Annotated in this window: 21 protein-coding genes and 1 pseudogene; 19 read left to right on the top strand and 3 right to left on the bottom strand. The window is 33.0% G+C overall.

The annotated features are described in order from the left end of the window. The first annotated feature begins 120 nt into the window (after positions 1-120). From J5Y03_RS11750 to J5Y03_RS11705, 10 genes are all read left to right on the top strand, one after another. Positions 121-987 (top strand): DegV family protein, encoded by an 867-nt coding sequence (locus tag J5Y03_RS11750; protein WP_209405829.1) that lies wholly within the window; start codon positions 121-123, stop codon positions 985-987. A gap of 145 nt (positions 988-1132) precedes the next feature. Beyond that, the gene (locus tag J5Y03_RS11745; protein WP_209405827.1) at positions 1133-2320 is read left to right on the top strand and encodes an MFS transporter; all 1188 of its coding nucleotides are present in this window, start codon (positions 1133-1135) and stop codon (positions 2318-2320) included. 62 nt (positions 2321-2382) lie between these two features. Next, positions 2383-2826, top strand: coding sequence for a DinB family protein (locus J5Y03_RS11740; protein ID WP_209405825.1), 444 nt, complete (start codon positions 2383-2385; stop codon positions 2824-2826). A 456-nt stretch (positions 2827-3282) separates the two neighbouring features. Continuing rightward, positions 3283-4143 carry a DegV family protein gene (locus J5Y03_RS11735; protein ID WP_209405823.1) on the top strand — a complete coding sequence of 287 codons (861 nt, stop codon included), beginning with the start codon at positions 3283-3285 and terminating at the stop codon, positions 4141-4143. Positions 4144-4261: 118 nt separating this feature from the next. Continuing rightward, positions 4262-5281: a quinone oxidoreductase family protein gene (locus J5Y03_RS11730; RefSeq protein ID WP_209405821.1), complete on the top strand. Its 1020-nt coding sequence runs from the start codon at positions 4262-4264 to the stop codon at positions 5279-5281. A 345-nt stretch (positions 5282-5626) separates the two neighbouring features. Then, a complete protein-coding gene (locus tag J5Y03_RS11725; protein ID WP_209405819.1) occupies positions 5627-6772 on the top strand; it encodes an acyl-CoA dehydrogenase family protein in 1146 nt (381 codons plus the stop codon). A 149-nt stretch (positions 6773-6921) separates the two neighbouring features. After that, positions 6922-8073, top strand: a complete 1152-nt coding sequence (locus J5Y03_RS11720; RefSeq protein WP_209405817.1) for a thiolase family protein — start codon at positions 6922-6924, stop codon at positions 8071-8073. 24 nt (positions 8074-8097) lie between these two features. Continuing rightward, entirely contained in the window at positions 8098-8868 is a 771-nt protein-coding gene (locus J5Y03_RS11715; RefSeq protein WP_209405815.1) for a 3-hydroxyacyl-CoA dehydrogenase, read from the top strand. Between the two features lie 113 nt (positions 8869-8981). Further along, positions 8982-10202 carry a phospholipase D-like domain-containing protein gene (locus tag J5Y03_RS11710; RefSeq protein WP_245208873.1) on the top strand — a complete coding sequence of 407 codons (1221 nt, stop codon included), beginning with the start codon at positions 8982-8984 and terminating at the stop codon, positions 10200-10202. A gap of 282 nt (positions 10203-10484) precedes the next feature. Then, a complete protein-coding gene (locus J5Y03_RS11705) occupies positions 10485-10661 on the top strand; it encodes a hypothetical protein (RefSeq protein WP_209405813.1) in 177 nt (58 codons plus the stop codon). 81 nt (positions 10662-10742) lie between these two features. Here the strand turns inward: J5Y03_RS11705 and J5Y03_RS11700 are convergent, their stop codons facing one another. After that, positions 10743-11459, bottom strand: coding sequence for a CPBP family intramembrane glutamic endopeptidase (locus J5Y03_RS11700; protein WP_209405811.1), 717 nt, complete (start codon positions 11457-11459; stop codon positions 10743-10745). A gap of 253 nt (positions 11460-11712) precedes the next feature. Here J5Y03_RS11700 and J5Y03_RS11695 point away from each other — a divergent pair, with 253 nt between their 5' ends. The 6 genes from J5Y03_RS11695 to J5Y03_RS11670 all read left to right on the top strand — a co-directional run bounded on the left by J5Y03_RS11695 (position 11713) and on the right by J5Y03_RS11670 (position 19292). Further along, positions 11713-12195, top strand: coding sequence for an NUDIX domain-containing protein (locus J5Y03_RS11695; protein ID WP_209405809.1), 483 nt, complete (start codon positions 11713-11715; stop codon positions 12193-12195). Between the two features lie 179 nt (positions 12196-12374). Next, complete coding sequence (locus J5Y03_RS11690; RefSeq protein ID WP_209405807.1) at positions 12375-13403, top strand: galactose ABC transporter substrate-binding protein; 1029 nt, start codon at positions 12375-12377, stop codon at positions 13401-13403. 700 nt (positions 13404-14103) lie between these two features. After that, on the top strand, positions 14104-15264 hold the full coding sequence (gene iadA, locus J5Y03_RS11685) for a beta-aspartyl-peptidase (RefSeq protein ID WP_245208872.1): 1161 nt from the start codon (positions 14104-14106) through the stop codon (positions 15262-15264). Positions 15265-15514: 250 nt separating this feature from the next. Next, positions 15515-17545: a sigma-54 interaction domain-containing protein gene (locus J5Y03_RS11680; protein WP_209405805.1), complete on the top strand. Its 2031-nt coding sequence runs from the start codon at positions 15515-15517 to the stop codon at positions 17543-17545. A 444-nt stretch (positions 17546-17989) separates the two neighbouring features. Beyond that, positions 17990-18517, top strand: a complete 528-nt coding sequence (locus tag J5Y03_RS11675) for a DinB family protein (RefSeq protein ID WP_209405803.1) — start codon at positions 17990-17992, stop codon at positions 18515-18517. Between the two features lie 466 nt (positions 18518-18983). Next, positions 18984-19292: a DUF3892 domain-containing protein gene (locus J5Y03_RS11670; RefSeq protein WP_209405801.1), complete on the top strand. Its 309-nt coding sequence runs from the start codon at positions 18984-18986 to the stop codon at positions 19290-19292. A gap of 48 nt (positions 19293-19340) precedes the next feature. Here J5Y03_RS11670 and cuyA read toward each other — a convergent pair whose 3' ends face one another. Further along, on the bottom strand, positions 19341-20342 hold the full coding sequence (gene cuyA / locus J5Y03_RS11665) for a D-cysteate sulfo-lyase (RefSeq protein ID WP_209405799.1): 1002 nt from the start codon (positions 20340-20342) through the stop codon (positions 19341-19343). A gap of 302 nt (positions 20343-20644) precedes the next feature. Then, complete coding sequence (locus J5Y03_RS11660) at positions 20645-21130, bottom strand: Lrp/AsnC family transcriptional regulator (RefSeq protein WP_209405797.1); 486 nt, start codon at positions 21128-21130, stop codon at positions 20645-20647. A gap of 230 nt (positions 21131-21360) precedes the next feature. On the opposite strand from J5Y03_RS11660, the gene J5Y03_RS11655 reads away from it, so the two are divergent. The 3 genes and pseudogenes from J5Y03_RS11655 (at position 21361) to J5Y03_RS11645 (ending at position 23926) form a co-directional block, all read left to right on the top strand. Beyond that, positions 21361-22284 carry a DMT family transporter gene (locus tag J5Y03_RS11655; protein WP_209405794.1) on the top strand — a complete coding sequence of 308 codons (924 nt, stop codon included), beginning with the start codon at positions 21361-21363 and terminating at the stop codon, positions 22282-22284. 390 nt (positions 22285-22674) lie between these two features. Continuing rightward, entirely contained in the window at positions 22675-23622 is a 948-nt protein-coding gene (locus J5Y03_RS11650; protein ID WP_209406121.1) for a class I SAM-dependent methyltransferase, read from the top strand. A gap of 12 nt (positions 23623-23634) precedes the next feature. Further along, positions 23635-23926: pseudogene (locus tag J5Y03_RS11645) on the top strand (hypothetical protein). The last annotated feature ends 26 nt before the right edge of the window (positions 23927-23952 follow it).

Genomic DNA, 23952 nt, shown 5'->3' with positions numbered 1-23952 from the left:
AATAATTTGAAGAAAATAGATATATATATTAAATAAGTAAATGATCAAAATTCATAACGTTTTTACATTTTGTGTAAAAATTTTGTGATAAAAAAGAGATAAAAAAGTGGTGACTTGAGTATGAATGTGAAAATAATTACAGATAGTGCGTGTGATTTGCCAAAAGAAATAATAGAAGAGTATGAGATAGACATTATTCCAATACGAGTTTACGATGAAATGGATATTGAATTTTTTGATGGAGAGACATTGATGCCAAGGGATCTTTTTCAAAAAATGAGAGATGGTATTTCCTTTAAAACCTCACTTCCTTCATATGAATCCATTAAAGAAACGTTTATGACATATGCAAAAAGTGAAACTCCGTGTATCTATTTATCGTTTTCTTCAGAGTTGTCAGGTACATTTCAGTCAACTTTATTAGTTTTGAATGAAATAAAGGAAGAACTTCCTTCATTTGATTTTGCTGCTATTGATACAAAATGTGCAAGTATAGGTCAAGGTTTAGTTGTTTTAAAAGCAGCCAAATTAGCAAAAGAAGGTATTGGGAAAGAAGACATAAGTAAAAAAATTCAAAATTATGCTACTCATATGGAACACATCTTTACGGTTGATGACCTCCAATACTTAGTAAGAGGCGGACGTGTTAGTAAAGTTGCTGGATTCGTAGGTGGTTTGTTAAACATCAAACCAATTTTGAACGTTGAAGATGGTAAGTTAATTCCTTTAGAAAAAATTAGAGGTACTAAAAAAGTATATAAACGTATGACAGAAATTATGGAAGAACGTGGCGTCGATTTAAGAAATCAAATCATTGGTATTTCACATGGAGATGATTTAGAAGCTGCTCTTGCATTAAAAGAATTAATAAAAGAAAAGTTTGGATGCGAGTATTTTGTGATTAATTCAATTGGTGCTGCAATTGGTGCGCATTCTGGACCTGGAACTTTAGCTTTATTCTTTTTGAATATTGAGGACAATAATTAATTAATATTCGAAAGAGCATTCAACTTAGGTTGAGTGCTTTTTTCATTTTACTAAATTATCAAGCCTTGTTTGTAAAATATACACATATTACAATGGGGGAGTATATGAATTGTTGAAAAGTTTTAAAAAATGAAAGGGTTAAATTGTGAAGAATAAGTTTCAGTTTTATGTCATGATTAGTATTGTAACAATATCTGGAATCTCTCAAGGAATGTTGTTACCAGTAATTGCAGTAATATTTGAAAAAGAGGGAGTAAGTGCTGGGTTAAATGGATTTCATGCTTCTGTTCTTTATTTAGGGATATTAGCAATTTCCCCATTTTTAGAAAAGCCACTTAGAAGATATGGGACAAAACCAATGATCTTAATAGGTTGTTTAGCTGTTTGGAGCTCACTTTTTCTTTTTATATTCATTAAAGGTTTTATTAGTTGGTTAGTACTAAGATTTTTAATTGGTGTTGGGGATCATATGCTTCACGTAGGTTCGCAAACATGGATTACTACAAGTACAGATAAGTCAAAAATGGGTAGAAGTTTATCAATTTATGGATTGTTTTTTAGTGTAGGTTTTGCAATAGGCCCTATATTATCCAATACATTACAATTTGGCGAGTACGTTCCATTTTTAATTTCAGGAATATGCTGCTTTATTGGTTGGTTATTTGTACTACCTTTAAAAAACTCTATCCCTGTTTCATCTGAAAAAGATTCATCTAATAGAAGTTCTTTTAATCGATATCGTTTAGTTCTTAAGTATTCTTGGGTAGCTATGTTAGGACCTATGGTATATGGAATCCTTGAAGCGATGTTAAACAGTAATTTTCCAGTTTTTGCAATGCGTAGTGGTTTTTCAATAAAAGATATTTCTTTCTTATTATTAGGTTTTACAGTAGGTGGGATAATAACGCAAATACCATTAGGTTATTTAGGTGACAGGTTTGGTAGGGGAAAGGTTTTAAAAGTCGTATTAATCTTGTCAACCTGTGTCTTTTTAACTGGCTCATTTACAAGTCAATTTTATTTCATTGCTATTGTACTAATCTTGACGGGCACGTTACTTGGGTCATGTTTTTCTTTAGGTTTAGGCTATGTTAATGATTTACTTTCAGAAGATTTAATTCCTGCAGGTAATATTATCACAGGAATGGCTTTTAGTATTGGTAGTGTTTCTGGTCCGATTATCGGTGGAAAGGTAATGGAACTATTTCCACACTTAAATTTCTTTATCAGTATAAGTGTGTTGATTGGTATAATTGCAATCATTTTTGCGCTTAATTCAGTTAGTTTAAAATCTGTAAACAAAAGTGAAGAACAATTAAAGATAGGATCTTAGTTCAATAGTTTAAGAGGATTCATATTATATATCTTTTATCTATTAAATTTGAGGGTGATTTGATGTCAGAGTTAGTAGTCGAACTTAGAAATTTGATAAATGAGGTTCCAAATAAAATTGAATCTCTTCCATATGTAAATGAAAAAACAAATCCATCTAAATGGTCAAAAATAGAAATACTAGGTCATTTATGTGATTCAGGAAGTATTAACCATAAACGATTTGTTGAAATTCTTATTTCAAATGAACAAGTAACCCTTAGTGGATATAATCAAGTTTTATGGGTTCAGGTTCATAATTATCAAGAGTCATATTCTATAAAAGAAATTCTAAATTTGTGGAGATCAATAAATGAACGTATTGTTAAACTTTTAAGTAATATCAAGGAAAACCAATGGAATCTCTCGTGTAAATTAGAAGACCAAACGATTGTAACGTTAGAATGGTTAGTTTCGGATTATATTCAACATATGAACCATCATTTGAAACAAATCTTTTCTGATTAGGATAAACAAGCTTAACTTTTATTGGAAGTTAAGCTTGTTTTGTATTCTTTTGATAAATTTCAATTACCGTAATGTTTAAAGTAAAAACTTTATTTTAAAATTTTACTAATAATTTTCTTCACTCTTTTCTTTTCTGAAAGGCTCTTTTCTAAAAGATTGTTGCTTTTGATATATTAATTTTAATGACAAAAGTTGATTACAACGGAAGGTGCGAGACTCCTGTGGGAATAGTGGGAAGGCTGAGACCCCGCAGGCTTGCCGAGGAGGCTCAGCTCACGCCCCACGGAAAGCGAGCATCCTGGAGTTGTTATCAACTAACGCATTCTAAAATAGCAACAAAGTTTACAAAAAATGCTTTTACAAAGAGTGCTTTAAAAGAAAACTTTACACTTTTTTAGTACCATGTAATAATAATAGATATAAAATTATCTGAAAATTTTAACAGAGGTCATTGAAATGAACATTAATATTACAACAGATAGTGCAGCTGATCTGCCAATAGAACTTTGTGAAAAATATAAAATTAAAGTAATTCCATTGCGAGTTTATGATGAAGAAGGAAATGAATATTTTGATGGTGAAACATTATCAACTCTGCAATTATTTAATGATATGAAAATCGGGAAAGTTTATAAAACGTCATTACCTTCATATGAATCAATTAAAAACGTACTAGAAACATATGCAATGAGTAATACACCACTCATTCATTTATCACTTACTGGAGAATTATCTGGCACACATCAAGCAGTAAAGCTTGTTTTTAACGAATTAAAAGAACAGTATCTAGACTGGAATGCAGAAATTTTTGACACAAAATGTGGGAGTATTGGAGAGGGAATCATTGTAATTGAAGCAGCAAGATTAGCAAATGAAGGTGCTACAAAAGAAGTACTCCTTAGCCATATTCAATTTTTATCAAATCATATGGAGCACATAATTACAGTGGATGACTTACAATACTTTGTTCGAGGCGGAAGAGTAAGTAAATTTCAAGGATTCATTGGTGGCCTTTTAAACATTAAGCCAATTCTACATTTAAAAGACGGAGTACTAACTCCATTTGAAAAATTACGAGGAACTAAGAAAACATTTGAAAGAATTTTATCTATTATTGAAAAGCGTGGAGATGATTTGAAAAATCAAACAATTGGAATTGCACATGCTGATAATATTCAAATTGCAAATCAACTGAAAGAAGAAATTGTAAAACGTTTTGGGTGTGACAAGTTTATTATCAATTCAATCGGTGCTTCAATTGGAGCTCATGCAGGGCCCGGAGCCTATGGTGTGTTTTTCTTGAACAAAAAGAGATAGGTAAACTCTTTACCAAGGTAGGATAGTAAACAAACGAAAATAAATCAAAAAAATTGAAAAATGTATAGTTAAGAGTATGATAGAGACAATAGAATTCTAATATATGGGAGCGATAAGTATGAAAGCAGTATTATTAAATGAAATTGGTGGTCCTGAAAAGCTTTCGATCGTAGAAATTCCAATTCCTACTCCTGCTGAAAATGAAGTAGTCATAAAAATTCATTCAGCTGCTTTAAATAGAAGAGATTTCTATATTTCTCATGGAATGTATCCCGGAATGCAAACCCCTTGTGTTTTAGGTTCAGATGGGGCGGGAAAAGTTTTTGCAATTGGTAAAAATGTAAGCAATTTTTCAATTGGAGATAATGTAATAATTGACCCGGGATTAAACTGGGGAGATCACGATGATTATTGTAGAGACGATTTTACAGTTTTAGGAATGCCTTCAAATGGTACTTTTGCTGAATATGTAGTGGTTCCAGAAGAAAATGTACATAAAAAACCAGATTATATGAGCTGGGAAGAAGCTGCTGCGATCCCTCTTGCAGGGGTAACAGCATACCGTTCTCTTGTGACACGGGGCCAATTACGTGATGGAGAAACAGTTTTAATTCCAGGTATTGGTAGTGGAGTTGCATTATATCTATTGCAAATGGCTGTAGCAATAGGAGCAAAAGTAATTGTAACATCTAGTAGTGATGAAAAAATTAATAATGCACTTAAACTAGGTGCAATTGCAGGATACAATTACAAAGATGAGGAATGGCATAAAAAACTAAGAAAAGAAATTGGTCATGTGAATTTAGTAGTAGACGGAGTAGGTGGAGAAAACTTCAATCGATTAATTGATGTAACTGCTCAGGGGGGACGTATTGTTTCGTATGGTGCTACAAATGGACCGGTCCCTAAAACTGTAATGCCCAAAATTTTCTTTAAAAACATGGATATACGTGGAACAACAATGGGAAGTCCACGGGAATTTGATAGTATGCTAAAATTTTATGAAAAAAATCAATTAAAACCGATTCTTGATCGTTCATTTATGTTAGATGAAGCTATTGAAGCTTTGAAATATATGGGTGAAGGAAATAATTTCGGTAAAATCACATTAACTGTACCAAATCATAAAAGCTTATAAAGGTTAAAACGAATGTTTCTGTCATTAGGCAGAAACATTTTTTTATGGTTAAAGTTGACTAATTGTAAATAAAAAATCATATTTTTTGACTTGCTGTAATTATTCTTTACTGACACATTGACTTTCGCTTACAATCAGCTTTCTGAAGTGATTAATTTTTTCTAGATTACAACCAAATTAATAATACTCTATCGCATTGACAATTTCGAATAGTAACATTATTCTAAAAATAAGTAGTATCTTTACTATACTTAAATGGGATTGCTGTTTTTGTTTTTCTTTATAAGTAAGCGTTTTCTAAGGATAGTAAATAATAAGATGACCTAATGTAAAGGAGAATTGATGATGAAACATTCGTACTTAAAAGATGAGCATGAAATTTTTCGAAACTCATTTCGAAAATTTTTAGAAAAAGAAGCTTATCCAAATTATGAACAATGGGAACAAGATAAAATCGTACCAAGGTCATTTTGGGACAAAATGGGAAAAGAAGGATTTTTATGTCCATGGGTTGATGAACAATATGGTGGATTTAATGCTGATTTCGGCTACTCAGTCGTTATAACCGAAGAGCTAGAGAAAGTTGGTTCAAGTTTAGTAGGTTTAGCACTTCATAATGATATAGTTGTTCCATATCTTGATACGTTTGGAAATGAAGAACAGAAAAAACGTTGGTTGCCTAAATGTGTGACTGGTGAATATATTACTGCAATAGCAATGACGGAACCTGGCGCGGGTTCAGATTTGGCCAATATTAAAACAACTGCCATTCGAAAAGGGGATAAATATATTGTAAATGGTGAAAAAACATTTATTACGAATGGCATACTTTCTGATTTAGTGATCATCGCATGTAAAACAGATCCAGCTGCTATCCCAGCTTATAAAGGGATCAGTTTATTTGTAGTTGATCGAAACACGCCTGGGTTTACGCGTGGAAAGAAATTAAATAAAGTTGGATTACATAGTCAAGATACTGCTGAATTAATTTTCCAAGATGCAGAAGTACCTTGTGAAAACTTATTAGGAGAGGAAGGAAAAGGTTTCTATTATTTAATGGAGAAACTGCAGCAAGAACGATTAATTGTTGCCCTAGAGGCTCTTGTATCTGCAGAAGTCATGGTAAAAGAAACGATAGAATACACAAAATCTAGAATTGCATTCGGCAAACCAATTAGTAAATTCCAAAACACTCAATTTAAGCTTGTTGAATTACAAACCGAGGTCCAAATTGGCCGTACTTTTATGGATTCCCTTATTGCGGAACATATAGAAGGAAAAAATATTGTTAATGGTGTCTCAATGGCAAAATGGTGGATTACTGATTTAGCGAAAAAGGTAGCTTCAGAATGCTTACAGCTTCATGGTGGTTATGGCTATATGGAAGAATATCCAATTGCAAGAAGGTTTAGAGATATTCAAATCTTATCTATTTATGCAGGAACAAATGAGATTATGAAAAATATCATTGCTAAAAATATGGGATTATAAAAATAGGAAGTAAGGTAACTAGGATAATAGGAAACAAGGACCTAGGAAAATAGAAAAAGAGTTTACCATTATTTGAAAATGCCAAAATTTTTTATTCATGATTATTTCAAAGAATTATAAATCTATGAAATAAAGAAGGTGAATTCTCAATGAGAGAAGCTGTAATTGTTGAAGCGGTTCGTACTCCGATAGGCCGAAGAGGAGGAGCTTTAAGTCATATGCGATCTGATGACTTGGCTGCGCTTGTTTTAAAAGAATTAGTAACTAGAACAGGGATCGATCCAAATGAAATCGATGATGTCATCATGGGTTGTGTGTCTCAGGTGTCTGAACAAGCTGGGGATATAGCTAGAGTCGCTTCTTTATTAGCTGGATATCCAATTGAAGTTCCAGGTACGACAATTGATCGACAATGTGGATCAAGTCAACAAGCTGTTCATTTTGCTGCTCAAGCAATATTAAGTGGTGATATGGATGTAGTCGTTGCTGCTGGTGTGGAAAGTATGAGCAGGGTACCTATGTTTTCAAACCTTGCTGGTGTAAAATGGAACGAAAAATTGACAGAACGTTTTGGAGATTTTAATCAAGGACTATCAGCAGAAAAAATCTGCGAAAAATGGAATCTTTCACGAAAGCAGCTTGATGAATTTTCAGTTTTAAGTCATAAAAAAGCCTTAAAAGCACAACAAGACGGTTATTTTGATCGTGAGATCGTGCCAGTAAGGGTTACTCTACCTAATGGTGAAGTAGTGGAAGTTACAAAAGATGAAGGTCCTAGGGAAGGTTCTACTGTTGAAAAGTTAAGTACATTAAAGCCAGTTTTTAAAGAAAATGGAATCATTCATGCTGGAAATGCCAGTCAAATAAGTGATGGTGCATCAGCATTATTAATCATGTCTCGTGAAAAAGCTGAGAAGCTAGGACTTAAACCTCGTTTCCGAATAATAGGTCGTACAGTCATTGGGTCAGATCCTGAGTTAATGCTTACAGGACCAATTGCTGCAACAAAAAAAGTACTAGAAAAAAATGGTTTAACGTTGAATGATATTAATTTATTTGAAGTAAATGAAGCATTTGCATGCGTTCCAATGGTATGGCAATTAGAAACTGGAGCGGATCAAACAAAATTAAATGTTAATGGTGGGGCAATTGCATTAGGTCATCCACTTGGTGCTAGTGGTGCGAGAGTAATGGCTACCCTTTGTCACGAATTAGAACGAAGAGGAGAAAAATATGGACTTCAAGCAATTTGTGAAGGACATGGAATGGCGAATGCAACAATAATCGAGCGATTAGATTAATACAAATAGAAAGAGGGGACTAAAATGAAGATTCAAGATAGTATTGCAATTGTAACTGGTGGTGCATCAGGACTTGGGGGAGCAACTGTTACACGAATTGTTCAACAAGGCGGAAAAGCTGTCATTTTAGATTTAGCTGAAGAAAAAGCAAATCAATTAATTGAAAATCTAGGTTCTGATCAAGTTTGTTTTATTAAAACAGATGTTACAAACGAAGAAGACGTAAAACGTGCAATTGATGGAGCAATTTCTAAATTTGGTTCAATTAATACAGTAGTAAACTGTGCAGGGATTGTATTAGGAGAAAAAGTGAATAAAAAAGATGGAGCACATTCTTTACATACCTTCCAAAAAGTAATCAATATAAATTTGGTTGGAACTTTTAATGTGATTCGATTAGCTGCAGAGGCAATGATTAACAATACTCCAAATGAAAATGGAGAACGTGGGGTAATTATCAGTACAGCTTCAGTTGCGGCCTTTGATGGTCAAATTGGTCAAGCGGCATATAGTGCTTCAAAGGGTGGAGTAGTTGGAATGACCTTACCAATTGCTAGAGAACTAGCTAGATATGGCATTCGAAATATGAGTATTGCACCTGGCTTATTTGAAACACCAATGTTTGATATGATCCCTGAAAAAGCGAGAGTTTCGCTTGGAGAAATGGTTCCTTTTCCTTCTAGATTAGGCTATCCTTCAGAATACGCACAGCTTGCTCAAAGTATTATCGAAAATCCAATGTTAAATGGAGAAGTTATTCGTCTAGACGGTGCAGTAAGATTGCAACCTAAATAATGATAGTTTTTAAAAGATGATTCAATGGGAGTAACCTATGAATCATCTTTTTTGTATAGAACATTCATTTTTTACAAAAAATAGAGAAAATGTAAATTGTAAGGGTTGAACAAATGAAGACTTTCTTTAAATGGGTAATTGGTATAATTGGTTTAATTATTACATTCACCTTGTTTCTAGTTTTTGTTCGTGAGATTGAAATGTTCATTGTAAGAAAACAAAATGTAATTAGCGCTGAACCAAAAAGATATCCTGTGCAATATAGTAATTTAGAATTGTTTACAAATGGAAAAGAATTAAATAATCGGTTATTTAATGATATTTCAAATGCTAAAAACGATGTTCATATTTATTTCTTTTCAGTTTCAAATGATCAAGTAAGTCATAAATTTCTAAATTTATTAAAAAAGAAAAGTGATGAAGGAGTAAAAGTTTATTTCGCAGTGGATTGGCTAGGAGGAACTTTACTATCCCATAAACAAGAAAATTTATTAAAAGAACATGGCGTTCACTTTACTTATTTTAATTATCCATCATTACCTTATCTATTCGCTTCCATTGATCATCGGAATCATAGAAGAATGGCAGTAATAGATGGGAAAATAGGGTATGTCGGTGGCTTTAATATTGGGAAAAAATATATTAGTCAAAAGAAACGATTAGGGCACTGGGAGGATTTACATTTAAGACTAGAAGGAGAAGGTGTGCAATCCATTGAAAAACAATTTGGCTATGACTGGAATTCTAATCGAAGTGGATTTGTACAAGCTAAATCTCTTAGTACTGTAAAAGGACATAGCGCACATCAGTTTGCCGCATATACAAAAACAGGTTTAAATACCGATTACAAACAACTTTTTGATGGGGCAAAAAAAAGTATAACAATTTATTCACCTTATTTCATTCCTAGTGATAAAGTGATTTGGAATTCACTAGTAGATGCATCAAAAAGAGGAGTCACTGTAAAGTTTCTCTATTCAAAAAAGTCTGATGCACCCTTAGTCGAAGAGGCTGCGTATCCTTATATTGAAAAAGCAATTAAAAATGGAATGAAAGTTTATGGATACACAAAAGGAATTTTCCATGGTAAATCAATATTAATTGACGATTCAGTATTGATGATTGGAACGACAAATTTTGATTCAAGATCATTTCATATCACAGATGAATTCAATTGTTACATTTACGACAAAAATTTTATTAAAAAAGTTGAACCTACTTTGCAAAATGAGTTTATCAATTCGACTGAAATTACAAAAAGCTTTTTGGACAAACTTGATTGGAAAGATAAAATAAAACAATTTTTTGGTGATTTAATAGAGTATTATTTATAACCACTTTTAGAACTGACACTTTGATGTCAGTTTTATTTTTGGCAGTTTTAAATAAGAGATTCTAAATGTGCTATACTATTTAAAAAATCTAAATTTTAAAATAAGTTACTGTTAAAGTAAGAAATTATTATCTATCATTTGATAATGGAACGAGGTCAAGGATTGGTTTGAAAATAATTTCGATGTTAAGACGGTTTTAATTCCACAAGAAAAATGGTGATTATAAAATAGGATACATATTTACAAGTAACATTATATTCTAATATGAAAGGAGGAAATGAAATGAACAATGCATCTTTAATTCTTTTTCCAATTGTAACTCTACTGTTCTATCTAGTTCCAATTATATTTGCAGTATTTGTTGTCTGGTTTCTTTTAAAATTTCTAAAAGTTCAACAAGAAAAGAATCGTATTCTAAAAGATATATCAGATAAACTAGATAAAATAAGTGAAAACTAATTCTTAAATATTGACCTACATAAAATAAGACAGACAGTAATATTAACTGTCTGTCTTAGCATCCTTTATCATAAACTTTCCTTATATATTCTTTGTTTCAGTATCAATCGATAATTGCTTTTTATTTGGTAAAAATACAAACTTTGCATCAATTAGAAAATGTAAGATGATTGGAATCCATAAAGATCCTGTTAAAACAAATAGAAAAAACAAAAATCCGCCTAAATAAGCTGTAAGGAATACGCCTTTCCAACCTTGATATAAATGAACAATTCCAAATAATAAACTTGAGATGATTCCAATGGCAATGATCGATAGTTCAAACTGAAGATGATTTAAATAATAAAGAAATACACCTCGAAAAATGATTTCTTCGCAAACTCCGGCTGTAATGGAAACAAACAGAAACAATAAACGTTCTCTGATAGATGAGGGGATTAAAAATTGGATACTGGCATCACTTAGAGCATCGGAATATTTCTTTCTCATTGTTTTTGAAAAACTAAATAGTATAACAAGCAATATTATCCCAAGTCCTACTCCAATGCCAAAAGTCCAAAAATATTTAGTTGGAATTGAAAATAAAGGTTTGTTAATGAAAAATATATCATTTATAGAACGGTTTGTTACAAACCAATAGATGAACAAAAGAATTACTAACCCCCATTGAACAATCATAATTTCTCCGTACATTCTTCCTTTTTTTACAAGGTTGCTTTTTATCTTTTTCATATAAAAATAATCCCAAATTGGATAACCTGCAACAATTAGTAGTAAAAATATTGTTAAAAAAACCATGTATTCACTCCTTACTAAATTCAATTATTTAAAACAATTATAATAGAGTAAAAATCCATATTCCGCTTTTTACTTTGAATCTTTTTAATATTCGTTTAAATTTCTCGCACCTTTTTCGACTACTTAAATAAACATTTTTAATTATATCATAATAAATATCGGAAAATTCAAAATTAATTATTGTATTTTTCTTTGTGATAGTAGATAATTAGAATTCTTATTTAATTTACTTATACATATTGGAGGGGAAATGATGAATTTCCATATTCGTGTTAGAGCTTGTGCATTAATTATTGAGAATGATTCAGTTTTGTTGGTTGAATTTACTGATGAAGATGGGGTCCATTATAATCTTCCAGCTGGTGGAGCTGAACCGGGGGAGACGATTATAGAAGCTGTTAGAAGAGAGGCTAAAGAAGAGGCAGGAGTAGATGTAGAAGTTGGTTCTTTAGTTTTTGTTTCAGAAGATGCACCTCATCAAAGTAAAAGTGGAATATCATTTCATTCTTTAAGTTTGATGTTTAACTGTAATATTAAAAATGGTTCGATTCCTCACTTCCCGAGTAACCCAGATGTAAATCAAACTGGCGTAAAATGGATTCCGCTCAGTCAATTAGATAATATTACCCTCTATCCAAATATAAAGGAACAAATTATTCAGTATGTTAATGGTGAACTTAAAGAAGGTCATTTTATAAATGAATTCGAATTAGAAGAGCAAAAAATTTTAAAGTAACTAAAAATTATATTTTGGTGGAAAAGCATTAACTAAAAAAAGGGTTAATGCTTATTTAAAAGCGTTCATATCCGAAAACATTCTTAAATAAATTAATCATGAAGGCATTCTTTTTTTAGTGACACAAAATGTGCTATAAAAATAAGCATCAATTTTATCCATTCAAAGGGGGGAGGAAGATGAAGAAATTACTATCTTTATTTTCCATAGGAGCTTTATTATCACTATTGGTTGTTGCTTGTTCCAATTCAGACAATAGATTACTAATAAGAATAAATCAACCCAAAATTGGAGTTGCTATTTCCAATCTAAATGATCCCTTTCTATCTGAAGTTAAAACTGCTATTACAGATGAAGCAAGAGGGAAATTAAAAGTTGATATCGTAGATTGCCAGGATTCTCAGCCTATCCAAAATGATAATATTGATCAATTTTTAAGCAAAAAATATGATGTAATAGCAATCAACCTAGTTGATCGGACTGCAGCAAGTCACTTGATTGAAAGAGCTAAAGAGGAAAACGTCCCAGTAATATTTTTTAATAATAAACCTGAAGGAACAGATTTACAAAAATATGATAAAGCCTATTATGTAGGAACACTTCCAGAACAATCACCTTCATTAGAAGGGGAAATAGTTGTTGACTACTCTAAAGCTCATCCAGAAGCAGATAAAAATAAAGATGGCATTATTCAATATGTCATGCTAACAGGTACACCTAAGGAACAAGATACTGAATTACGAACAAAATTTTCAGTCGACGCAATTGAAAATTGGGGTTTAAAAGTTCAGAAAATAGCGGAAGACACAGCAATGTGGGATCGGAAAAAAGCAGAGACAAAAATGTCCTCAATTTTATCAACACAGGTCAATAAAATTGAAGCGGTAATTGCAAATAATGATGATATGGCTTTAGGAGTAATCGATGCACTAAAGGCAAAGGGATATTTTAACGGGACTAAATATATCCCAGTAGTTGGAATAGATGGAACTGGTGAAGCGTTACAGGCTATAAAAACTGGAACATTACTTGGAACGGTATTAAATGATGGAAAGAGTCAAGGTAAAGCTATATCTCAACTCGCAATCTCATTGGCTAAAAAGAAGATTCCTTCACAAGACAATATGGACTTTGAAATGACAGATGGCAAATATATATGGATTCCATTTAAAAAAATTACGAGAGATAATTTGGATGAAGCAGAATAGAAATACCTCCCTCCTTAAAGATGTCCAATTTATACAATTGCTGCTTGATAAGGTTTCTGTTCATTTAAAAATGCTCTTCAACCTTGAGTTATGATGGGAAGAATTTTCATCGGAAGTATATTTGAGCCACCTAGGGATAGGTGGTTTTTTATGTGGGGGATGGAGAAGGGAGTAAGAATATAATAGATGAGATATTCATGGTTTTGTTTAAGTGCTTATTCATTATGCCCTATATTGGATACTCTTTAAAGATGCCATGGTACTCGATATTAATGGTGTGTTAATGGTGTTTTATTTTCTTTCTATCCCATTAAATACCGTTTTATTGAAGAGATTATTCATCATTTAATGGCTCGAAAAGGGGGATTAATCTGTTTGTTCGGACAAAAAACAAGTTGGCACGATAATTGCATTGTTATATGGTAAGTGGCTAAACGATGATGAACACGTATCTTTTATGTAATGACCAAGCTTCTTGTATGCTTCTACAATTTTTATACCTTGGTCGATGACAGATGATTAAATGTCCAGCACATTAGGTGAATCGGTTATTGAATATTTACCATAGACGATTACGTGTTATCTTGGATTAAATTACTTATGGGTATACTGGTTTTACGATTGAAAAAATTAATAGTTCCTCAAACGATAAAACAACAAACTAAAACGTCATTTGAGGATATTCACAGGGGGAATCATAATGTTACAACTGATCAAAAATACGGAACTTTACACACCGCAATACGAAGGGAAAAAAGATATATTAATAGCAAATGATCGTATTGTGAAAATAGAGGATGAAATTAATATAACTGGCGTTGACATACAAATAATTGATGGTACCAATACAAAGTGTATACCCGGAATCATTGATCGTCATGTTCATATTACGGGTGGTGGCGGTGAAGGAGGCTTCTCGTCAAGTACACCTGAGGTTCAAATCAGTACGGTCGTTCAACAGGGCATCACAACTGTTGTTGGATTATTAGGTACAAACGATTTGGCGAGGAATACAAAAAACTTACTGGTCAAAGCGAAATCGCTAAGAGAAGAAGGGCTGAATGCCTATATTTTGACAGGAGGTTATGGATATCCGCCGAACACCATCATGGGTGATGTAAGAGATGACATCATGTTTTTTGGCGAAGTGCTTGGCTTGAAGCTGGCCATTGAGGATCATCGTTCTTCATACGTGACGAAAGAAGAGCTGAAGAGATTGGCTGCCCATGTTAGAGTGTCATCCATGCTTTCAAAAAAGTCGGGATTCATTCATTTGCATATGGGGAACGGACAAAGATTATACGAGATGATTTATGAGATAATAGATGAAACAGATTTGCCTATCAGTCTTTTCAGTCCTACTCATATTAACCGAAATGTACGTCTATTGGATGCTTCCATCGAATTTGCTAAACGCGGCGGCCTGGTCGATATTACGTCCAATATCAATTTGATGACGGAAGGAAAGATGCTAACACCGGGCAAGGCGCTTGTGTATTTACTCAATCATGGAGTTGATATCAATCGAATTACCCTTAGCTCCGATGCAAATGGAAGTATGCCTGTCTTTGATGAAGGCGGCCAATTCATCAGACTTGAAGTTGCAGGCTTTGAACCAACTCTACATACCTTGAGAGAATTGGTCAATCAAGAAGGGCTGCCGCTTGATAAAGCGTTAATGCCATTCACGATCAACCCGGCAAAAGGGTTGGGCATTGGTCATGAGCGGGGCGTTATTGTAGAAAATGGATATGCTGATCTTGTTTTAATGGACGAAAAGTTAAATGTTCGCGATGTATTTGTAAGCGGAATCCCATTTGTGAAAGATTATGAAGTTATCAAAAAAGGAATGTTTGAATAAGAGCTTTGAAGGGTGATACCTTGTAAAATCATACTTTTTTGAGGTATCCCCTTGATAGAGACCCGGAATGTGAAATCAGAAAATCAAGGTATTGTTGTCTGGGTTTATAAGTAAAAGCATTTCTGCTGTTTATCTTGAACTTATGAGGCAATTCTTTTTTCTTCCATTGACACAAAGGTCGTTCTCTTTCATAATGGTAAGACAAAAATTTATAGTTTTCATAGAATTGGCCGTATAAGGAGGGAAAAAGATGAAAGAATTGATTGTAATTTCAGTAGGAATCAATACATTACATAGTGTCATAAAGCAGATCAAAAGCTATGTAGGAAAAGAAGTGGCAATAAGGGGATATTCAATAGAAGAAGGATTTGACGAAGATTTCTCTGGGAAGATTGTGTTAATAACAGGGGAAATCGTTCTGCGTCTCGCATCTGAACAAATTCAGGATGCCTCAAAAGTCATTATTGCAAGAAGGGCTTTACGATATGAAAACATTGAACAGCTGTTTACGCTAAAAGAAAAAACGAAGATTTTATTGGTTAATGACTTAAAAGAAAGTTGTCTAGAAACAATTGAGCAGCTAAAAGGACATGGATTTCAATCACTTTCCTTTTTTCCATATTATCCGGGGATTAAAACATACGAATCGTGCTCGATAGCCATTACTCCAGGAGAACATCATCTTGTACCAAGTGAGATATCGCAAGTCATTGACATTGGAAATAGACAAGTGGACATTACAACTATAACGGTGATCCTGAGTGAATTAAATCTTTTATCTCAAAGAGGAGCAGTAGCTTCTTCAGAATTTGTAAGTGAAATTATCGGATTGACGAAATATTTGTCCGTATTAAACCACAAGCTAGATCATTCTAATCTTTTACTGACAACGATTTTTGACAAATTTCCAAAAGCATTATTATTTTGTGATGATCAAGGAATGATTACATATTTTAACGAGAAAATAAAACGGTTGTTTGATGGTTATTCATTATTGAATGCTAATATAAAAGACTTTCTAGGTAATGATTTTAAGATACAACCAACATACAATCATGAAGATGAAATTTTCATTTTTCATGATCATACATATATCGTTTCCATTGATAAAGTTGAACAAGATGAAGAAACCATTTGTTATCTTATAGAGTTTGAAAATTACGATATATTCAAACGAATTGATACGGCCATCCGTTCGAAATTAAAAAATAAGAAGTTTTTTGCGCGCTATGACTTTACTCATTTATACTCACGAAGCACCAAAATGATAAAAACATTGGAACTTGCAAAAAAAATAGCGAAACGGGATTCAACCGTACTCATTCAAGGAGAAAGCGGTACAGGAAAAGAACTATTGGCACAAGCCATTCATAATGCTTCATTACGTACCGACCAGCCATTTGTCGCTGTCAATTTTGCGGCTCTTTCCACTTCCGTATTGGAAAGCGAGCTGTTTGGATATGAAGAAGGCGCGTTTACAGGTGCCAAAAAAGGCGGAAAAAGAGGGCTGTTTGAAGAGGCTCATCAAGGAACGATTTTTATGGATGAGATTGGAGATGCGCCGCTTGATTTGCAAGTGAAGTTATTGAGAGTGCTGCAAGAAGGAGTGGTTCGAAGAGTCGGTGGAAATGAACAAGTTCCCATTGATATTCGCATCATTGCCGCGACAAACGTAAACTTGGAAGAAAAAGTGCAAGAAGGTACATTCAGGCAAGATTTATATTATCGATTAAACGTTCTTCCACTTCAAACCTTGCCGTTACGGGAAAGAAGGGAAGACATTCTACTATTGCTGCATGATTACATCAATAAGTTCAGTAATGGCGAGATCTATCATATAAACGAGTATATAGAAAAAGAAACAATCGAATTTTTGCAGCAACATCCGTGGCCGGGAAATGTCCGAGAGCTAGTTAATGTCGTGGAGTACATGGTGAATGTAAAAATGACCGATCAAAAAATCCAATTAAGTGATTTACCCCATTATTTATTAAAAGAAGCCACTGACCAAAAAAATGTGGAAGTAAAAAATGTATCTGAAAGCATGCTGACAGAAGAAGAACACGTGCTGATGATCATTTATTTAAAATTTGGAATCGGTCGACGCAAAATCGTACTAGAGCTTGCGCAAAGAGGCGTAAATATAGGGGAAGCAAAAGTGAAGAGTATCATTGACTCATTGCGGATTAAACAGTTGATCCAGGTAAATAAAGGAGTTAGGGGATGTGTTGTGACAGAAGAAGGAAAGAAATATGTTAATCGGCTTTTTATGAGAAAATGATGAAGTTTGGTGTTCGCTTGAACATAAAAGAGCAAACATAAGCTATGCTCTTTCCCAGAAAAATGGGGTAAAGGATATGCAAGTGAAGCCTCAAATAATTTACTAACTAAAATAGGTTTTCAAAAAGAGGAAGTTTTGAAGGATTATAAGTATCAAAATGGAGTAGCTCACGATAAAAATGTCTATTCTTTACTTAAAAACAATTAATAATTCAGCAATGAAATAATACATTTTCTAATTGAACTGACGCTTGTGTTAGTTCAATACTAAGTTAATTAAGGCACGCACATAATAGACATTTCTAACATGTGCGTGCCTTTTGTTTTTATGTGTTTACGTTATTTACCCTATAAAATAATGTTAGGTATTTTTTAATTTTTGTAGGTATTTTTCCTTCTTATCTAGAAATAGATAGATTGGATAAAAATGAGAGGGGCTGCAAAAATGATCGATGTAAACAAGGTATTATTAGTTGGTGAACAAGATGGGGTTAAAGGAGATTTTAATACATTAATATCTATGATGAATTATGTTAGATATACAACACTGGAAGCAATTAAAGATATTACAGTAGATGAACTGGATTATCTACACTCGCCAGCGGGTAATACAATAGGGATGTTACTGACACATATGGCAGCAGTTGAATATGCATATCAAGTAATTACCTTCGAAAATCGAGATTTCAATGAAGAAGAAGAGAAATGGTTCCTTGGTTTAGAGTTAGGTGAAGAGGCAAGAGAGAAAATTAAAGGCAAAGATGCAACCTATTATATTAATCTTTTAAATTCGGTTCGAGAAGATACTTATGCAAAATTTAATACACTTCCAGACGAGTGGTTACTCGAGACGTCAGAATTTTGGTGGGCAAAAGCCACAAATTATTTCAAATGGTTCCATGTATTTGAAGACGAAATTAATCATCGTGGACAAATAAGAATGATTCGTAAATTGTATAAAAGTAAAGCTTAACATATGCGGTAAATGAAGATCACGAGTTACTTAAGGTAACTCGTTTTTTATTGAAGTAGCAGGGTGGATATTTGAATAAGGAAATATAGATATTGAAAGGGATAATTAAATAAATAACGAAAATAATGATGAGAGATGAAAAATAATCTAGTTGCATTTTCAATTTTCTTCTTAGGAGCAAATCATTATTCGATTATGAAACAATTTTTTGAAGATAAAGATAGGTTAATACACCATCTTTTCCAATAAAGTATAATGAGGTGCGATTTATCTTTTATTCAATTAAAGTATGCCTTTGTTGAACAAAACTTAGGAGCTGAATGATGATCAGCTCCTATTTTACTTATTTGCAGATTAGTTAAACATGAAAGTGAAATAGTTCAGAAATAACTTCAGATGTTGACAAAAATAATCTATCATACTATTTCCTATAAAGGTCACACTATGGATAAAGGAGTGAGACCAATTGACAGACCGATTTGAAGAAGCATATGAACAATACAAAAGGGACAGTGGACAAGGAAGCGAATATGAGCAAGTAGAAAAAGAGCTTGTTCAGGAGCAAATTGTGGCGGTCCGAAAAAATGAAGATGGCGACCTTATCGCATTTCAAACGAATCAAAATAGAGAGTTAGATTACCTTCAAGCATTAGAGGAAATCAAACAAGGAAAACTCGCTAATGTAGACATCATCCATAAATACGGGCGAGAGATTATCCGAAGTGAACCAGATGGAATAAAAGAGAATAATTTGAGTAACTTACCAGAGTTTTAAGCGACCAATATTGGTCGCTTTTTGTATTTATGTACCAAACACATATTATTAAACTTCATTAAAGAGCGAGGTATTGGCATATAACGCTGTGGCGCCTCCAGAGTGCACAAATAGAATGTTGTCGTCCTGTTTAAAGACGCCTTTTTTTATTAAATCAATAAGTCCCGCAGCTGCTTTACCTGTATATACTGGATCCAGCAAAATCCCTTCTGTTCTTGCCATGAGCTTGACAGCTTCCACCATTTCAGGCGTAGGTATAGCATAGCCTGGTCCGACATACTCATCAAAACATGTAACAGCTTCACGAGGGATTGCATTTGGAATGCCAATGTGTGCTGAAGTTTCTTTAACAATCTGAAAAACTTTCTCTTCTTGTTCCGCTTTTCCTCTACTTACGTTTATTCCAATTACTGGGATTTTACTTTGATTTCCGTAAAATCCAGCCACCAAACCTGCATGCATTCCTCCGCTACCGCTTACACAAACGACAGCATTTATATTGACCCCTAGATCAAAAGACTGGGCCAAAATTTCCTGAGCACAAGCAGCATATCCTGTTGCACCAATGCTATTCGATCCCCCAACCGGAATTATATAAGGTTTATTTCCCTCTTCAGTTACTTCTTGAGCTACTTTCTGCATTTCTTTCATCAAGTCAGTCCCATTAGGCACAACTTTGACATTTTCAGCGCCTAGTAAATGATATAGAAAGTAGTTACCATTAAAATCTGGCTCAGAATTTGTTAAAAGTCCTTCTTCTAATACAAGAATGCACTTCATTTTCTCTTTAACAGCAGCTGCCAATGTTAAACGGCAATGATTTGATTGAATACCTCCACAAGTAATTAACGTATCCGCACCTTTTTCCACTGCATCCGCAACCAGGAACTCTAGTTTTCTTGTTTTATTTCCACCCGCTGTTAGCCCAAGTAAATCATCTCGTTTAATATAGATTGAAGGGCCTCCTAGAACTTCAGAAAAATGATCTAATTTTTCAAGGGGTGTATAGGTTGGTGTATATCGCTTTCTAGGAAATTGCGCTAAATTCATATTAAATCTCCTCCTGTATCAACTGTTTAAGTCTAGCCATATGTAAATGACAGAAAAGAGGATAACAATCTAACTTTCTCTTTTCTTTTAATAAGATTAAATCATAGTAACCGCTTCGATTTCAAACAAAGCATCTTTAGGTAAACGAATAACGTCAATCGTGCTTCTAGTCGGATAATTCTTAGAAAAAAATTGTCCATTTACTCATTGGATAGTTGATCCCATGCAAACCAAAGTCCAAGGAAATAATCTTACTTGGATTTTGGTTTATGTTATGGTTACAGTTTCATTCTTAAAAAATCTTATTCTTCACCTTCACTAATCGGTAAAACGGTAGAATATTTAATTTCTCTTAAAGCTAAACTTGTTTGAATTCTTGTAATTCCAAGTTGATTTAGCTTTCGAATAAAGTTTTCCAATTCCTTTCGTTCTCTGTTCGCTACTTTTAAAAGATAGTCATACTCTCCTGTTAATAAATGGCACTCTAACACTTCCGGCATGGATTTTAACTCTTTCTCTAACACTTCTAACTTCTCCGCTTGATGAATATTTGTATTGATAAAAATAAAACAAAGTAAGTCAAAGCCTAGCTTCTCTTGGTTCAAGATAGCAACTTGCCGATCGATATACCCTTCATTTTCTAATCGTTTAACTCTTGCATGTGTTGCTGGTGGCGACAAATTCACATGTCGTGCTAGTTCTGTATTGCTTAATTGAGCTTCCTTTTGTAACTTATTTAAAATTTTTAGATCTACATCATCTAACACTTTATTTCCAAGAGGTTCCACATTTATCAACTTCCTTTCAAATATTCGGTAAATGGTATGAAATTAATATATAAAATTATATTTATTCTTCAAAATATCAATTTTGATTACTATTGTTTTGTATTTATTCAATTATACAAAATAATATATGGTGAAATAAATAGTTGTGTTAAACTTATTTAAAAATTAGAAAGTTATCACTGTCCAAAGTCTTTTTATACATTAAGAACAGTGAAATGGGAGCTTTTAGAATGCCGATCTTTTATGTACTGTTGTTATTATTAACAAGTTTGTTATGGGGAGGAAATTTTGTCGTTGGAAAATCACTTGTTGGTCATGCCTCTCCAATGACCTTGACGATCCTAAGGTGGGGGATTGCAATTATTTTTCTATTACCAATTGTATGGTGGAAAGAAAAAAAGCTATTTCCTCCACGAAAAGCTATTATTCCATTAATCATCATGGGAATAACAGGTGTTGTTCTGTTTAATCTTTTTCAATTTATGGCATTAGAAAAGACATCTGCAACTAATGTTGGTTTAATTTCTACATTAAATACAATCTCTATTGCTGTATTTTCATCTATATTTTTAAAAGAAAGAATAAATCTGTTACAAATATTTTCGATTCTTCTTTCGTTTGTTGGAGTTATTCTTGTGCTTTCAAAAGGAGAGATTAGTCAATTATTTTCAATGAACTTTAATGTAGGTGATTTATGGATGATAATTGCCGTATGTATTTGGGGAATATATTCGGTTTGCAGTAGATGGGCGACGAGCATGATATCACCTATGATGTCCACCCTGTACTCAGGGATATTTGGACTTGTAATAATCATTCCTTTTAATCTCAATGATTTTACGATTATAAAAATAAATGGCGCGTTTATTTCCTCAATTTTATACACAGGTATTGTCTCAACTGTTTTATGCATGGTCTTTTGGAATATTGGTGTTCAAAAACTTGGGGCAACATCAGCAGGTATTTTCTTAAATTTCAATCCGATTTTCACAATGATTTTAGCATTTTTCTTATTAAACGAAAAAATTACGTGGATTCAAGGACTTGGGAGCATTATTGTTATATTAGGAAGTCTCTTATTCACATACTTTAAAACAAATGGAATCTCAAAAAATATACGGATTTTGGATGAAGTAAAGAAATCTTCAGCATAGAGTCATATGAGCTGTGGGGTAGAGGAGCACAACTTAAGGCATGGTTAAGTGCAAAGCTGTTTAGTTTAGTTATGATGAGAATAATATTTATCTGGAAGTATATTTGTGCCACCTATGATAGGTGGTTTTTTGTGTGGTGGTGGAGAAGGTAAAATGAATATAATAGATGAAATTGTCATGGACTTGTTGAAGGGCTTATTTAACTAACTAGCTGATAGATCCATTTGTCCTTTAAATAAAAGGGTAAATAAATATTGAGTTACATAAGGCTTAAACTAAGGGTATTAATCAAAAATTGAAGTACTTCTAATTCATTTGTGTACACAAATACTTACTGAAAATTCCATATCATGCTATGTTTTTATTAATAATAAAAGGGAGGGAACCAGTATCAAAGGAAAGAGTATTCATATTAGAATTAACGAAACAATTTTAGAAAAGTTTGAAGAAGCCTTGATATATGAAGGAATAAACAAAACAGAATTCTTAACACATGCTATTCAAAATTTTTGTTCAAAAGTGGAATCAGAAAAAATGAATGATATTAAGCGTCAATATGGAACCAGTACTCATTTACAAGTACGAATTGATACACATGTTAAGTATGAAGAAAAACGTATTGATTTAGATGAAATGGTTATCAATCTATTAAATTTAACAAATGATGAAAAGATTCTTGATATTGGTTGTGCTACTGGAGCATTCCTTACACTATTACAAACAATAGGTCATAAGGGCCAACTTACAGGACTTGATCAGTCACCTAAAATGATTGAAGAAGCAAATAAGAAATCTCAACAAAAGAATTTAAATATTGAGTGGATTATTGGAGATGCCAGAAAACTTCCATTTTCTAGTAATTCCTATGATTGGGTGGTAGCAAGACACATGCTGTATCATGTACCAGACATTCAAAAAACAATTGAAGGGTTTAAAAGGATAATTAAACCAAATGGTGGATTAGTTACAACTACAAATTCTCGTAATTCATTACCTCGAATAATGGAACTTTGTAATAACATGCTAGTAGAATTTGGATTTCCTGAAAGAATTTCTTCTGCTGCACCATTTTGTATAGAAAATGCAAAAGAAATTTTAAGTTCAACGTTTGATAGCGTAGAAGAAAAAGTGATATCAAATTCATTAGTTTTTGAACAGGCTGAACCAATCGTGAATTATATAACCAGTATGTTTCCATCTTTAAACATACCTGACAATACAGATTTATATACTGACATGAAAAATTGGCTGAAAATTGAAGCAGAGAATATATTATTACGAAATGGAAAAGTATGGCGAGATCCAAAAGATGTAGGATTCTATTTATGTAAAAAATGAGAGGTGAAATCAATGTTATCAAAAGAAGATATCAAGGTAGTAGTTGGAGCTGGGTTATACAATAATAACCCTGGTTGGATACATACACAAGAAGAGGATTTAAGTTTATTAGATAAAATACAATAGAACGAGAAATTTAAGGTAAACATTATTACTGCAATCTTAGCAGAACACATTTGGGATTTTCATTACAAAGAATGGGATGGAAACGATGGTGTTATTTCCCTTCAAAAGGTTTGACCCTAGAAATCACGGTGATGAACTTGGTTTTCCATCACTAATTGTTGATGCGATTAAACGCTAACTTATGAAACTACCATGAAAATATGT

The organism is Gottfriedia endophytica, assembly GCF_017814275.1.
Taxonomy (GTDB): Bacteria; Bacillota; Bacilli; order Bacillales; family Bacillaceae_G; genus Gottfriedia; species Gottfriedia endophytica.
The sequence above is the reverse complement of the archived record's forward strand: the minus strand, read 5'-3'. Positions and strand labels throughout refer to the sequence as shown.